Here is a 15,224-nt window from a genome sequence, read left to right on the forward strand (position 1 = left end):
CCCGTCTCTGCCACTGAAGAGGGGCTTTCTGTATTCCAGGATGCCCATGAAGTCGTTCAACACGGATTGGCAGGACCATTCGATCCATTGGATGCCTATATTGAGGAGATAAGAGCTTAAAAATAGAAAAATGCACCCGCTATTTAGATGCGGGTGCATTTTTTGAATTAGCCTATGACATGAACAACGAAATTCATCAGGAACAATCCTGCAATAACGTAAAGTGCCGGCGAGACTTCTCGCCATTTACCAATCGCAATTTTCAGGATTGGATACATGATGAAGCCGATTGCAATGCCATCAGCAATGCTATAAGTGAACGGAATCATTGCAATGATGAACAGTGCAGGGAAACTTTCGCTCAAGTCTTTCAACTCGAGATTACGAATGTTCTGCAGCATCAAACTGCCGATAATGATTAGAATCGGTGCAATGGCGCTATCCGGAATCAGTTTGATAACCGGAATGAAAAACGCAGCCACTAAAAACAACAATCCTGCAGTCACGGTTGTCAGTCCTGTTCGACCACCCGCTACCATTCCGGCAGCACTTTCAACGGAAGCTACAGTCGGACTCGTACCGAAAATACCGGACATCATCGCAGACACTGAGTTTGCCTGAAACGCACGACTAAATCTGTCTGGACGGTTGATAAATCCAACGTGCCCATGGACTAGCCCAATGTTCTCAAAGACAATGACCATTGTCAGCGAAAATACTGCAATCCAGAATGTCATGGACAGGAAATTCTCAAATGATAGTGCACCGAATGCACCAAATGCGTCAGCCAAGCCTAAAGAGGCATTGTCTGTCTGATTGACATCAATCAATCCGAAGAAATACGCAATGATGGTTCCGGACACAATCGTGATGAGAAAATTCCCAGGTACGTTGCGGATGAACAACACGATTGCTACTAAAAACGTCAAGACAGTCGCAAGCACATGTGCTTCACCCAATGACCCAAGTGCCAAAATGGAACTTGAGCCTTTTTCGACGATGCCGCCTTTTTCCAGACCAATTAGCATAAGGAACAATCCAAGACCAACAGTGATCGCTTCTTTGAGTGAATGCGGTACAGCAGCACTTAATATTTTCGAGAAAGGCGTAAATGCAATGAACACAAAAATGACGCCAGACACAAAAACAACTGCCAGTGCTTCCTGCCAGGAAAGACCCATTGATTGGACCATCGTATAGGAAAACAACGCATTGATTCCCATTCCCGGTACAAGCAAAATCGGCACATTCCCCCAGAAGCCCATAATCAGACATCCGAACACAGAAGCTGCAATCGTTGCAACAATCGCTGCTTCGAGCGGCATTCCCGCTTCAGACAAGATAAGTGCATTGACCGCAATGATGTAAACCACCGTAAAAAATCCGATGATTCCTGCCATTACTTCCCGCTTTACCGTCGTTCCGTTCGTTTTAAGACCGAAAAATCGGTCAAACCAATTAAACATGTTTTCAACCTTCTATAAAATTAGCCCTCTCCCAACCCGCTCTGCCTGATAAACAGGTAAGCCACTAAGGATTCTAATCATAAAAAGGTCATCTGTCAATCTTTTGTGGTCGTAGATGGGGCTCTATTCGCGGTTTATTGTTTTCTATTCGTGGTCGCAGGACTACTATTCGTGACTCGCCTTTCTATTCGCGACTTCAATCATTTCATAGTATTGGCACATACAAAAAGACGTCCCTTTGCCAGGCACGTCTTTACGCTTTTTTCTTCAAGGCTTCTTTTTCTCGTTGTCTTTTGATTTTTGATTGATAACAAAATGTGTCAATGGATGATCTGACCCTGTGAACAGTTTTGTTATATACGAAGTGGTGTAGTTATACCCTGTGTCAATTTTTTCTGCTAAGTAATTGGTTCGTTCGAAGAGGATGGATCGGAAATGATCAACTTGTCTTAAGATTTTTTCCGCCAGTGCTTCCTGGTTATCAAGCCGGCTCATTACTTCCGTATGAGTATTTTCTTGGACATTCATTTGATGCGCCATCTGTTTTTGGAGAATCAGCTGCTCATCAACCTTTTGTTCCAGTTTCTCATTTCTCAACCCTACTTTGTCTAACCGATTCGCTACCTCTTGATTTGAAAGGCTTAGCTGGTTCATGTAATTCATTAAATCTTTGTTGCCTAACGTTTCATTTTCCAATGTTGTTTGTAAAGCTTCACTTTTTCCATCTAGTTTCTTCAACCAATCCAACACTTGATTTTCAACCTTTTCATGGTGGTAATTCACTTTCTTTTGTTCATTGAATCCATGTTGGAAAAACTTCCACTGAATGGTTTGTTTTGTAGCTTGATTTTCCAATAAATCTTTCAGTTCACTAAATGACTGATGCAATTTTTCACTTGTTTTTTGCTGTTCTTCCAACAAATCAGTTAAGTGATTCTGTTTGAAAAATGATTGATTGGGCTCTTGTATTTGCCCTTGATTTTTATAGACATCCGGGTGCTTATCTGAATTAATAAATAATCCCATCGCTACTTACACCCCTTTCCTGCAATTCTTTTTCTATCTTATGCAACAAATGCCAGATTGGCATTCAGTTCGGAATTAAAGCCGATTTTTCAAGCAATCGAACGGAAAATTTTTTCTCCTTTTCGAATCTATCTGAAGACCTTCTTTCATACACTTACTAAGAAGTTTGATAGATAAAGGGGTTATGAATGATGAAATTGACATATCCGATGTTGTTCCTCGTTGTGCTTGTATTCACTTTATTTTCTTTGCCAACTCCCAGTCTTGCTAAAGAAGATTCAAATCGGTACATCGCATTGCATGACCGTTTATTGGCGTTCAAAAAAGAAGAAGTCCGCCTGGTGAACGCACAGATACTGGTTCCATTCGAAAAAATGTCACGTTATTTGTATGCGGACATTCAAAAGTCAGACGAACAAATCACAATCACGAAAAATGATACGTCCATTTCTTATAATTTTCTAACCACTGAAACGACAGTCAATCAAGTGATTATTCCCGACAACGCAATCCAAATGATCGACGATATTCTGTACATTCCAATTCGCTTGTTAGGAGAATCCACAGATTTCAAAGTTGATTACTTATCCGACATCTTAACAGTAAGACTTTATACGGATCGTTACCCCCATCTGAGCCATCCGCAGTTTATTCAACAAATAAAGAAGAAACGTAACGAAAATGCATCACCGAAACCAAACCCACCCGCTGAGCCTGGAAAGCCAATTGTTTATTTGACCTTTGACGATGGACCGAATCGCTATACATCCGAGCATTTAAAAATCATGAGAAATTATAATGTAAAGGGCACGTTCTTTTTCGTTGGAAATCAGATTTCAAGTTTCAAATCATTGACTCAGCAAACTTATAATGAAGGTCACACCCTCGCTCTTCACAGCATGACGCATGACCGTAAGAACGTTTATGCGTCCGCACCCGCATTCATCGGTGAAATGAAGAAAGAAACGGAAATGATCCAATCGCTGACTGGGTTCAAGCCTACGTTGGTTCGTCCCCCCTATGGAAGTAAGCCCTACGTAACGTCTGCCATGCGTAGTTTGCTGAAACAGGAAGGCTACAAAATGTGGGATTGGGATGTCGATACATTGGATTGGAAAATATCAGAAGCCAATTTCCAACAAATTATCACGAATGTTAAAAGAGGTGTGGAGGAAGCCATTCGGGCCAAGGATCAACACATTGTGATATTACTCCATGATCGTGTACAGACCACAAAAGCGTTACCTGGAATCATTGCATGGCTAATCGAACAAGGGTATTCAATTCAGCCATATAAGTCGGAGTTGCACGTTCTACAAAATTTTTGGCATGATAATGAGCTTTAGAGGAACTAATTTTTAAAAGCCCATTGAAGACTTTTCTTAATTTTTTTATCAAACATCGTTTTAATTCAATCCATATAAAAAAGGGAGTAGCGTTTAATCTACTCCCTTCAAAATTGCTTATATACCGCCTAGGTATGCTAATTTGATTTGCTCACTTGCTTGTAACTCTGCAGCTGGCCCTGAAACGACCACGCGTCCAGTTTCAATTACGTAACCCCGGTTTGCAATGGATAAGGCAACGTTGGCATTTTGTTCAACTAATAATATCGTCGTACCTTCACGATTGATTTCTTCAATAATTTGAAAAATAGTCTTTACCATAAGCGGTGCTAGGCCCATGGATGGTTCATCAAGCAAAAGAAGTTTTGGTTTTGCCATTATGGCTCTTCCCATCGCTAACATTTGTTGCTCCCCACCCGAAAGTGTGCCCGACATCTGTTTTCTTCGCTCAAATAATCGAGGGAAAAGTTCATACACCTTATCAAAATCTTTGCTTATTTCTTTTGCATCTATTCGTAAATAAGCCCCTAACTCTAGATTTTCCAGAACGGTCATATTCGAAAAAACACGTCTTCCTTCTGGAACATGAGAAATTCCGGCTTTCACAATGCCTTGAGCTGGTTTACCTGCGATTGAAGAATTCATGTAATTAATGAGTCCTGATTTGGGCTTAAGTAATCCTGAAACCGTTTTTAGTAGAGTACTTTTTCCCGCTCCATTTGCTCCGATTAACGTTACAATTTCACCTTCGTTGACTTCCAGTGAAATTCCTTTTAGTGCTTGTATATTTCCATAGTAAACATCCAATTGATCTACTTTAAGTAAAGTCATTTCGGAACCTCCTCTCCTAAATAGGCCTCAATCACTTTAGGATGGTTACGGATGTATTCAGGTGTGCCATCAGCTATCAATACCCCATGGTCTAACACATAAATTCTTTCACAGATACCCATAACCAAGTTCATATCATGCTCAATTAATAAAATCGTTAAATTGAACTTTTCTCGAACAAATGCGATTAATGACATTAAATCGTGTGTTTCTTTATGATTCATCCCCGCTGCCGGTTCGTCTAATAATAATAATTGAGGTCCCGCTGCTAAAGCACGGGCAATTTCCAATCTTCTTTGCTTACCATAAGGAAGATTCTTGGCAATCTCATCTTTGTATTGGTCCAATTCGAAAAGCTTGAGAAACTCTAAAGATTTCTCTTCCATTTCTTTTTCACCAGAAAAGTGAGAAGGCAAACGCAAAATCGAGCTAAACATTGAATGCTTCGCTAATGAATGATAAGCAACTTTCACATTATCTAAAACAGATAATTCATTAAAAAGTCGGATATTTTGAAAGGTACGACTAATTCCCCCACGGGTTACTTGATATGGCGCCAGTCCATTCAAACGTTTTCCGTTGAATACAATCTCACCTTCTGTTGGTACATACACGCCAGTCAATAAGTTAAAGCTAGTTGTCTTTCCAGCACCATTAGGTCCTATAAGACCAATTAACTCTCCCTGATGGATTTCTAAGTTAAAATCAGAGACAGCCTTAAGTCCACCAAAATGAATGCCAACATTTTGTACTTGAAGTAAAGGTTTACTTACCATATTGGTTGTCTCCTTTCGAACTTTTCCATGATTTGAAATAATCGGTGATTTCGCGCGTTCCCATTAATCCTTTAGGTCGATATAACATGACAATGATTAAAATAAGACTATAGATAATCATACGTGTTTCGGGATAACTTTGAAGAAAAGTCGATACAATCGTTAACAGCACCGCTGCAATAACTGCTCCAGATAAACTTCCTAATCCACCTAACACAACGTATATTAAAATATCAAATGATTTTAAAAACGTGAAGTTTGTAGGTTGAATAATATAAAAATTATGAGCATATAAAGCACCTGCAACCCCTGCAAAAAACGACCCTATAACAAAGGCTGTCACTTTGTAATAAGTTGTATTTATACCCATAGCATCTGCAGCAATCTCGTTTTCTCGTATAGAGATACATGCGCGTCCATGTCTGGAATTAGTAAAGTTCACAATCACAATAATCGTAATTACTAAACAGACAAAAGAAGTTGTCCATGTAGTTAATTGATCAACTTGCATACCTGCTGCCCCACCGACATAGTCAATGTTAAGAAAGACAATCCGAATAATTTCTCCAAATCCTAATGTGGCAATTGCCAAGTAATCACCTTTTAATCGTAAAGAAGGAATTCCAACGAGCATTCCGGCTAACGCAGCAACCAAACCAGCCATGACGATTGCAAGAGCAAAAGGTAGCTGAAGTTTCATTGTTACAATAGCTGATATGTATGCCCCAATTGCCATGAATCCCGCATGACCAATTGAAAATTGTCCCGTAACCCCAATTACTAAATGTAAGCTTACGGCTAATATTATATTGATGATAATAAAGATGAGTGTGTTTGAATAAAACAGATCCAAAACTCCACCGGTGATGAGAAATTGGATAACTCCATAAATCACTACCGATAAAATGATAAATAACCAGAATCCCTTTATCTTTTTCATATGTGCCTTCACCTACACTTTCTCTCGTGTATTTTTCCCAAAGATGCCATTCGGTCTGAAAATTAGAATTAAAATTAGAATGATGAAAGCTGCCGCATCTCTCCATAGTGAGAACCCTAAGCCACTTACCACCGTTTCAACAACTCCAAGGACAAGACCTCCGACCATTGCTCCTGGAATAATACCAATACCACCTAGAACGGCAGCAACAAAAGCCTTCAACCCTGGAATAACTCCCATTAATGGTTCGATCTTTGTATAATACACGCCAAAAATAACACCAGCGGCTCCAGCTAAAGCTGAACCAATCGCAAAGGTAGCTGAAATCGTATTATCAACATTTATACCCATCAATTTTGCTGCGTCTACATCATGTGAAACGGCCCGCATTGCTTTACCAATTTTTGTTTTATGTACGATTAATTGCAAAATAATCATAAGTATCACTGATACAGAAAGGATTAAAATAGACTGACTGCTAATTTGAGCCCCGAATAAATCAAAAGAAATATTAGGCACTACATCTGGATATGCTTCCGGTTGAGCCCCTCTAACATATATGACACCGTATTCAATAAGAAGTGAAACCCCAATTGCGGTAATTAAGGCGGCTATGCGAGTTGCATTTCGAAGTCGCTTATAGGCAATTCTTTCAATGAGGACACCAAATGCTGCACATGCAACCATTGACAATAATAATGCTGGGAAAAATCCAAATCCAAACGCGGTAATTGAATAAAACCCAATAAAAGAACCTACCATGAATACGTCCCCGTGGGCGAAGTTGATTAATTTAATAATTCCATAAACCATCGTGTAGCCGAGTGCGATTAACGCATAGATGCTGCCGAGTGATATTCCGTTAATAATCTGTTGAATCCATTCCATGTATTCTCACTCCCTTATAAAATCTCAACATCTTAATAAAAACAAGATGAGAGGATGGTTGTTCCATCCTCCCATCTCAAGTTAAATCATTAAGGATTTACTTTTGTATTAAAGACTTGTTTGCCATCTTTGTATTCCAAAATTGTTGCAGACTTGATTGGATTATGTTGCTCATCAATTGTTACATTTCCAGTAACTAAAGATAAATCTTTCGTTGCTGCTAGTTCATCTTTAATCTTAGTTGTATCTAAATCTCCTGCACGTTCAATTGCGTCTGCTAACAAATAGACAGAATCATAACCAAGTGCGTTAAATGCGTCAGGTGATGCGCCGTCATATTTATCAGAGAAGCTCTTAACGAATTTTTGAATTTTCTCATCTGGATCTTCAGAAGAATAGTGATTTGTAATAAATGTATTATTAAGTGCTTCTGCACCTGCTAATTCAACTAACTTCGGAGAATCCCAACCATCAGCACCCATTAGAGGAACATCAATGCCCATTTCTCGAGCTTGTTTTACAATCAAACCAACTTCTTCATAATAACCAGGAATAAAAATGAAGTCTGGTTTTGCTGATTTAATACGCGTTAATGTCGAGCGGAAATCTGTATCTTTCGCAACGTACGCTTCTTCAGCTACAATTTTTCCACCAGCTTCTCCAAACGTTTCTTTGAAAGATTTTGCAAGACCTTTTGCGTAGTCACTTGAACTATCAGAAAAGATAGCTACGTTTTTAATTTTCAACTCATTTGCTGCAAAGTTAGCTGCCACTGTTCCTTGGAATGGGTCGATGAACGAAGTTCGGAAAGCAAACTCATTTACACTACCATCTTCATTAACAGTTACGTTTGGACTTGTACCAGAAGGTGTCAGTAGAATTGTTTTATTTTTATTCGCAATTTGTGCTTGTGCAACTGTATTACCGCTTGTAGCTGCGCCAATAATTGCAGTAACTTTGTCCTTGCTTGTTAATCTAATGGCCCCACTTGTTGCTTCTGAACCTTCGGATTTATTATCCACTTTAATAATTTCAATTTCTTTACCGTCGACTCCACCAGCTTTGTTAATTTCTTCAACAGCAAGGTCGATTCCTTTTGAGATTGAAGAACCAAAAGAAGCAACACCGCCAGAAAGCTCTAAGTTCGCACCAATTTTAATGGTGTCTCCGTTAGCTGAACCCCCACCTTCTGCTCCGCAACCAGTTAAAATACCAGCTAGTAATGTAGAAACCACAGCCAATTTCGTAAACTTTCTCTTTATCATACGCAATCCCCTTTTTGATAATTCTGAAAACTTAAATCGCAATATGTTTATGGAGTTTAGTAGTCAGATATTATCATTATTTTATAGTAAGCAATTTGATTGTAAAACAAGATATCCGTTTAGTCTATGTTATTTTTTGTTAATTTAGATATTTCGGAATATTAATTAACATAATATAATGATTTTTATAATTATTTATTGTATAAGTGCGGCTTTTATTAATATTATTAATCAAGAATAAAAAGTTAGAATACTCTGTTTTTATTCCTTCTCATTTATGTTTATCCGAAACCTAAAGCTAAATCAAAACGTATAGATGGAATAATAGGTAAAAAATGTTATTACCACGATAGTTATTCTGATACTTCAAAATGATTAGGAGTGAGGTTTTGAAAAAGTTTATCACTTTAAGCGTAACTATTTTAATTATTGGGAGTTTGCATGGAATTACTGCTTTTATATTTGACTCTAATTTTGTTGATATCGCCATTCCCTTCGGATTAGCAGCTATATTCTTGGCATACATTTTTACAAACAAGGGCGGGGCCTTAAGTCGTCAGATGGATATGCATATTCAAGGAGAAACCGGAATTCGAATAGCCACGACAAAAAAAGTGACCAGTCAATCATTTGTCTTCCTCGGATCAATTGTGTATTTTTCTCTGGCTCTATTACTTACACTTTATTTTTATAAAGATTATTTCATTGATTAATAAGGAACTTAAAGGGGGTTTTTATGAGAAGTTTTGCAGTCATATCATTAAAATTTGTGCTGGGCATCCATACTGACTGCCCCTCGAATAAATATACTTGAAACAGTATCTATGAAACCAAAGATAGAAAAACAAACGCCCGATACAAAAAGTTTTATTCGGTTAGGTGATGTGAAATAATCCTTGTATGGTCTCCTTTAGTCTTAGGCTCTGTTGAACATCGATATTGATAATTAAGCAAATTAAAAAGGACTCAATTGCAGTCCTTTTTTGTGTTTTTATTAATATTTGACCAATGCATGCAGTAAGTATGTAAAATCTTCGTCTGTTATGGCAGCTTCTTTTCCACAAATCCCTAAAAGGCTTTCGAGTGTGCATTTTGGATTTTCCCATGACATATCAATTAGTTCCTGCCTTAATCCATCTTTTTTTGCACTGCCCCATAGCATAGGAATAATTTTAAAAGCCCTGCTTGTTTTTACTGACTTACTCTTTCCCACAATTCTCATTTCAAAATCAAGATTTTCAATTCTGGACTCCATTTCCGTTTCCCTTAATTGAAATTTGATTTTATTACCAAAAAACTAAAATTCTATTTTCTTTATCACTCTTGCTGGGTTTCCACCTACAATCACATTTTCTGGAACATCTTTCGTCACGACTGCCCCGGAAGCAATGACAACATTATCACCAATCGTTATTCCGGGATTGATGATTGCACGCCCACCGATCCAAACGTTGTCACCGATTGTAATAGATTTTCCGTATTCGTGCATCGTGTTCCGTTCTGCCGGATGAATCGGGTGGGTAGCCGTATACAAATGGACACCAGGTGCCATAAAGCAATTGTCTCCTATACGTACTTCACACGCATCGAGAATGACGCAATCGAAGTTAGCGAAAAAGTTCTCTCCTACGTGGATGTTGTATCCGTAATCGCATCGGAATGTGGGTTCAACGTATAAGCTTTTACCCGTTGAGCCTAACAAATTCTTCAGCATCTCCACTCTCTTGTCCGTCTCATATTCAAGTGTATTGTTAAATAATCTAGTTTTAAGTCGGGCTGTCCCCCGTTCGATTGTCAGTTCCGGATCTGCGGGATTGTACATATCACCAGCAAGCATTTTCTCTTTTTCAGTAGCCAAATGGTGTTCCTCTTTTCTATCGCAACTTTTATAAATCGAATCTTTTTCTAATTAACTCCGCAGTTTCAGCTGCAGTCAAATGTGTATTGTTAACTTTTATGTAGTTTTCCTTCTTAATTTCCCCATCGATTGAGTTAAGCCTAAATTTATTAGCTACGCTTTTCAGATGTGCCTCTGACCATGATATGTCTCGTTTGGTTGGTTTGTGTTCAAGGCGATGAGGGGATTTATTTCGTTCAAGTCTTTCATCCATGTCAGCCTGCAACTCAACGATATAGACTGCCGCTCCTTTGGATTCGAAAATTCGACTTATTTTCTCGACATAATCCCAGTCGACTTGCACGTCGAAGCGCCACACAAACGTAAAAATCACACCGTACATCTCACTTACCGCAAACTCCTCGAACATTTGCTGACGGAATGATTTAACCAACCGATTTCCCGCTTCGGTGCCGTAATCAAAAAATGGATGGACGAGCTCGATGGTCAAATGATTATGAAACAGCTTTAAGTCCGTTATCTTTTCCAGTTCATGCCCGACTGTCATCTTCCCGACAGCCTGGGGTCCCACGATGATGACAAATTTCATATTTTTCTTTCCTTTCCTGTTTTTACTTTGATAACAGAATTTCGCTACAAAGCCAACAAGTATGGTGCCTGACACCCAGACTCAGCTTTCCAAATAATACCCAGCTTTTCTCATCTAACCAAAGGCTTTGAAGATGTTTTTGGGAAGATGAGTGCCCAACCGATGACGACAGCTCCCAGTAGGACAATAAAATAGATGGGTAATACGTAAGGGACCTTCAATGCTAAGTGATGAGCTCCGTAAAAGAGTCCGGTGACTAAAGCGAGCAAGAAGGTTTTGGCGGATTTGGCTTCTTTAATGAATTTGAACGACTTAGAAAAAGGATGAATCTCATTGTCGAGCAGTTTGTAGGTCACGAGAGTCTGTACGATACCAGCTAGGAAGATAATGACCAACTGCGGCAGGAGACTGACCGAAAACAACCAAGTAAAACCGATGCTAACGACAAGGAAGATTGGCATATACAGTTTCACGATGAACGATTTTAGTGTCGCGCTATATGTTGACGTAATCTGCTCAATGGGAGTGGTCTTGAATATCCAGCTTGCTTTGTCGTTTCCTGAGTATTGAAGCATTTGAATGACTGCAGGTATCATAAAATTACAGAAGTAAATTGATAAGTATCCGTTCCCACTTGAAACTTCCTCCATGGAACTAAAGCGGGTTTGATTCACCACGAATAGGAAGGGGATGAAAAGTGACAAGGCCAATCCCGGATAAACCTTCAGTTTGAATTCCCTGTCCTTCTCCATCATCAATCCTGCAAAACGGAACATCGCTCGTTCTTCATTTGTTCGACATAGAATCTTTGCCCACAATTCGTTAACGCCACTCCATCTCTTCTTGCTTTTGCTTGAGTGAGTCAGCAACTTTTGCAAATTCCGTTCGAATGAAGGCATCATCTTCAAGTAAACAATCAATGAAATGACCGGAACCAGTAATGCTAGGATGGATAATCCAATCAATGGTGTGGAAAAATCCCCGCGCAACAAAAGTTCGAATGGGGCACCGAACCAGAAGGCAGGAACAAAGAGATGCCACCAGTCGAATTGATAAATAAATCCTGACATGGTGAACTCAACTGACCTCCCAACAAGTTGGTACCCCAAGAAGATGCCGATGCTCAAGATGATTTGGACATAGTTGATGATGTCTTTAAGACGCTCGCCATCAAAAAATTTCAACACCAACAAATACAACAGTGCCGTTAACACTACAACGAACAGGCTAACAAAAATTAAGACCCCCACAAACAACAGAGCAAATAAGGGACCTTGGCTGAACAAACTGACAGCTACCGGAATAGTAACAAAAGCACAGGTAATTGACACCATATAAATTAGCACATGAATGGTCTTGGCAGCCTGGATGGTCCGATTGTCAACCGGTCGGCTATTCAACATGGTTTTATCCCTTAAATCCAACAAAACGGTTGAAAAGTCGGTGATCATGGTGGTCATTAGGATGAAGATGATGATGCCGAAGACCAGGCTTAATTGAATCATATAGTTTTCACCAAGCAGGATGAAGGGAATCAAAATCAACCCGTAGAGTGCATATATGCCCAATGATTTCAGGAAGTGATTTTCTCCTTCTTCTGGATTGGCTCCATCGAAAATGGTTGGTACACGACGGTCATCCATCGTAAGCTTCAATTGAAGAATTTTTCGCATGACGTCGTAATCAATACCTACTGCTATGAACAATTTACGAAATGCATCCAGCATTCTCAGTGAGCGAAAATTATCCATTCTGCTGTCCCCCCGCCATTGTCGTGACAAGGCGTACGGCAATATTCCGATGTTCATTAAAACCCGTCAATTGATTGAAAATGTCTTCTAGAGACCCTTGTTCACTTTTCATGACCAGCTCCTCGAACGTTCCATCTGCTACAATCGCGCCTTCCACTAGAAGGATAATACGAGTACTGATTTTTTCGACGACATCCATGATGTGGGACGAATAGAAGATGGTTTTGCCTGCAGCTGCAAGCAATGTGATCATTTCCTTGACGACCATCATGCTGTTGGCATCAAGCCCGCTCAGCGGTTCATCGAAAAATAATAAATCCGGGTCATGTAACAAGCTTGAGATAATCAAGACTTTTTGTTTCATTCCCTTCGAAAAGGAAGATATGCGGCTGTCATACACTTTCTCTAGTCCAAAATCCCTCAGCAAGTCGAGTGCTTTGTGCTCTGCTTCTTTTCGATCAAGCCCATAAAGCTCACCTGTGAACGTCAAATATTCCCGTGGCGTTAAGGTCTCATACAGTTCCGCATTTTCAGGAACATAGCCAATTTTTTTCTTATATGTAATGTCACCGTCAATAATATCCTGACCGAAAATCTCCACTTTTCCCTTGTATCCATTAATCAGGCCCAACATAATTTTAACGGTGGTACTTTTCCCTGCTCCATTCGGCCCAATATAGCCAATGATTTGACCTCGGTAAACGTCCAAATTGATTCCTTTTAAGACGGATTTATTTCCGTAATTCATCTTCAAATCGGTCAGTGACAATATCTTTTCTCTCGATCCATTCATGTTAATTCCCCCTATTACCAGTTTAACACGATTCCAACATTTGGATATACCTATACAATTTATCCAATTCATTTAATGCTGTAGGCAAAAAATGCAACATGTCGACAAAGGTTAAGATACACCCGCCATCAAATGTGACGTGTGTAAAATGAAAAAGGAGCATACTTTCCGTTGTGGAAGTACACTCCTATTTGTATACCTATGGCAGTACTGTTGTTCCCATCAAATAGCGATCACATTCCCTCGCTACTTCACGCCCTTCGTTAATGGCCCATACAATCAAGCTTTGTCCGCGACGCATATCACCTGCAGAAAAAACACCTTCCACATTTGTTGCATACTTGCCGTATTCCGCCTTGACCGTAGAGTTTCGGTTTGTTTCAACATTCAATTGCTGAAGAAGTCCTTGCTCCGGACCATTAAACCCTATGGCAAGCAAAACAAGATCAGCTGGCCATACTTTCTCGGTCCCCGGAATTTCTTCGCGGACACGGTTTCCATTTTCATCGATGCGGAGTTTTACATTAATAGTGTGAACTTCTTTGACGTGACCATCTTTGTTCCCTACAAAATGTGTGGTTTGAACGGCATAGGCGCGTGGGTCTTCTCCAAATTTACTGGCCGCCTCCTTTTGGCCATACTCCATACGATGGATGATGGGATATTGTGGCCAAGGATTGCCCAACTCGTCACGCACCGCACCTTTTTTATCGTAAATATCAAACTGCGTTAAACTTTTGCAATCATGACGAACGGCTGTCGCCAGACAATCTGTCCCTGTATCGCCACCCCCAATTACAACGACATCTTTGCCCTCCGCTGAAAGGAAATTGCCATCTTGAAGATTTGAATCCAGCAAACTTTTAGTATTGGCATGAAGGAAGTCCATGGCGAAATGAATACCTCTTAATTCTCGACCCTCCACTTGGATGTCACGATGAACCGTTGCCCCTCCACATAAAATGGTCGCATCAAACTCGGTTTGCAGTTTTTCAGCAGGGTAGTTCTTTCCAACTTCTGTTTTGGTAATGAACGTAATGCCTTCTTTAATCAATAAGGCAACCCGTCGTTCCACCATTTCGTATGGCAATTTCATTTCAGGAATTCCATACGTCAACAATCCGCCTACGCGATCGTTACGTTCGAAAACCGTTACCCAGTGCCCTGCTTTATTTAATTGCGCTGCCGCAGCAAGACCAGCTGGTCCTGATCCGATGACCGCTACTTTTTTTCCTGTACGTTTTTCGGGAGGCTCAGGAACAACCCAACCTTCTTCAAAACCTTTTTCGATAATGGCACGTTCTACGGTACGAATGGCAACAGGAGGTTCGTTTATTCCAAGGACACACGCACCTTCACATGGAGCGGGACAAGCAGTGCCTGTAAATTCAGGGAAGTTGTTCATTTCATGTTCACGCTTCAAGGCTTCCTGCCATTGTCCCTGATAGACAAGGTCATTCCATTCAGGTATCAAGTGATATACCGGACAACCGGATGTCACCCCGTTGATTTCTGTTCCTGTATGGCATGTAGGCACTCCGCAATCCATGCAGCGTGCCGCTTGTATCTGCACTTCCTGTTCCGTCATCGGTGCAGTATAATCCTGCCAATCCTTTACACGATGTTGCGGTTCACGTTCTCGTTGCGAATGACGCTCATACTCCATAAATCCAGTTGGCCTTCCCATCGTATCCC

The 15,224-nt window shown here is 40.1% G+C and carries 14 protein-coding genes and 1 pseudogene; 2 read left to right on the forward strand and 13 right to left on the reverse strand.

The window, feature by feature from the left end:
• Window positions 1-167: 167 nt before the first annotated feature.
• Both AC1DSK_RS09410 and AC1DSK_RS09415 read right to left on the reverse strand, forming a co-directional pair.
• Entirely contained in the window at window positions 168-1,466 is a 1,299-nt protein-coding gene (locus AC1DSK_RS09410) for an NCS2 family permease (protein WP_477547838.1), read from the reverse strand.
• A gap of 267 nt (window positions 1,467-1,733) precedes the next feature.
• The gene (locus AC1DSK_RS09415) at window positions 1,734-2,492 is read right to left on the reverse strand and encodes a hypothetical protein (RefSeq protein ID WP_477547839.1); all 759 of its coding nucleotides are present in this window, start codon (window positions 2,490-2,492) and stop codon (window positions 1,734-1,736) included.
• Window positions 2,493-2,680: 188 nt separating this feature from the next.
• Here AC1DSK_RS09415 and AC1DSK_RS09420 point away from each other — a divergent pair, with 188 nt between their 5' ends.
• Window positions 2,681-3,838 (forward strand): polysaccharide deacetylase family protein, encoded by a 1,158-nt coding sequence (locus tag AC1DSK_RS09420; protein WP_477598200.1) that lies wholly within the window; start codon window positions 2,681-2,683, stop codon window positions 3,836-3,838.
• Between the two features lie 117 nt (window positions 3,839-3,955).
• Here AC1DSK_RS09420 and AC1DSK_RS09425 read toward each other — a convergent pair whose 3' ends face one another.
• From AC1DSK_RS09425 to AC1DSK_RS09445, 5 genes are all read right to left on the reverse strand, one after another.
• Entirely contained in the window at window positions 3,956-4,669 is a 714-nt protein-coding gene (locus AC1DSK_RS09425; protein ID WP_477547841.1) for an ABC transporter ATP-binding protein, read from the reverse strand.
• Entirely contained in the window at window positions 4,666-5,445 is a 780-nt protein-coding gene (locus AC1DSK_RS09430; RefSeq protein WP_016428853.1) for an ABC transporter ATP-binding protein, read from the reverse strand. Before AC1DSK_RS09430 ends, AC1DSK_RS09425 begins: the two co-directional genes overlap by 4 nt.
• Window positions 5,435-6,385, reverse strand: coding sequence for a branched-chain amino acid ABC transporter permease (locus AC1DSK_RS09435; RefSeq protein WP_342542557.1), 951 nt, complete (start codon window positions 6,383-6,385; stop codon window positions 5,435-5,437). The genes AC1DSK_RS09430 and AC1DSK_RS09435 overlap by 11 nt, the downstream gene beginning before the upstream one ends.
• 12 nt (window positions 6,386-6,397) lie before the next feature.
• Window positions 6,398-7,273, reverse strand: coding sequence for a branched-chain amino acid ABC transporter permease (locus AC1DSK_RS09440; RefSeq protein ID WP_477547842.1), 876 nt, complete (start codon window positions 7,271-7,273; stop codon window positions 6,398-6,400).
• Window positions 7,274-7,362: 89 nt separating this feature from the next.
• On the reverse strand, window positions 7,363-8,538 hold the full coding sequence (locus AC1DSK_RS09445; RefSeq protein WP_016428856.1) for an ABC transporter substrate-binding protein: 1,176 nt from the start codon (window positions 8,536-8,538) through the stop codon (window positions 7,363-7,365).
• Window positions 8,539-8,927: 389 nt separating this feature from the next.
• Between AC1DSK_RS09445 and AC1DSK_RS09450 the strand changes: the two genes are divergently transcribed.
• On the forward strand, window positions 8,928-9,251 hold the full coding sequence (locus AC1DSK_RS09450) for a hypothetical protein (RefSeq protein WP_477547843.1): 324 nt from the start codon (window positions 8,928-8,930) through the stop codon (window positions 9,249-9,251).
• A 302-nt stretch (window positions 9,252-9,553) separates the two neighbouring features.
• On the opposite strand, the pseudogene AC1DSK_RS09455 reads toward AC1DSK_RS09450, so the two are convergent.
• From AC1DSK_RS09455 to AC1DSK_RS09480, 6 genes and pseudogenes are all read right to left on the reverse strand, one after another.
• Window positions 9,554-9,823: pseudogene (locus AC1DSK_RS09455) on the reverse strand (AraC family transcriptional regulator); the annotation flags it as partial.
• A 12-nt stretch (window positions 9,824-9,835) separates the two neighbouring features.
• On the reverse strand, window positions 9,836-10,396 hold the full coding sequence (locus AC1DSK_RS09460; protein ID WP_477547844.1) for a sugar O-acetyltransferase: 561 nt from the start codon (window positions 10,394-10,396) through the stop codon (window positions 9,836-9,838).
• Window positions 10,397-10,424: 28 nt separating this feature from the next.
• Window positions 10,425-10,985, reverse strand: a complete 561-nt coding sequence (locus tag AC1DSK_RS09465; RefSeq protein WP_477547845.1) for a DEAD/DEAH box helicase family protein — start codon at window positions 10,983-10,985, stop codon at window positions 10,425-10,427.
• A 110-nt stretch (window positions 10,986-11,095) separates the two neighbouring features.
• On the reverse strand, window positions 11,096-12,736 hold the full coding sequence (locus AC1DSK_RS09470; RefSeq protein WP_477547846.1) for a hypothetical protein: 1,641 nt from the start codon (window positions 12,734-12,736) through the stop codon (window positions 11,096-11,098).
• Window positions 12,729-13,529 carry an ABC transporter ATP-binding protein gene (locus AC1DSK_RS09475; RefSeq protein ID WP_477547847.1) on the reverse strand — a complete coding sequence of 267 codons (801 nt, stop codon included), beginning with the start codon at window positions 13,527-13,529 and terminating at the stop codon, window positions 12,729-12,731. The genes AC1DSK_RS09470 and AC1DSK_RS09475 overlap by 8 nt, the downstream gene beginning before the upstream one ends.
• A 199-nt stretch (window positions 13,530-13,728) precedes the next feature.
• Window positions 13,729-15,216: a glutamate synthase subunit beta gene (locus AC1DSK_RS09480; protein WP_477547848.1), complete on the reverse strand. Its 1,488-nt coding sequence runs from the start codon at window positions 15,214-15,216 to the stop codon at window positions 13,729-13,731.
• Window positions 15,217-15,224 lie beyond the last annotated feature (8 nt).

The organism is Paenisporosarcina sp. P4_B8, assembly GCF_056402175.1.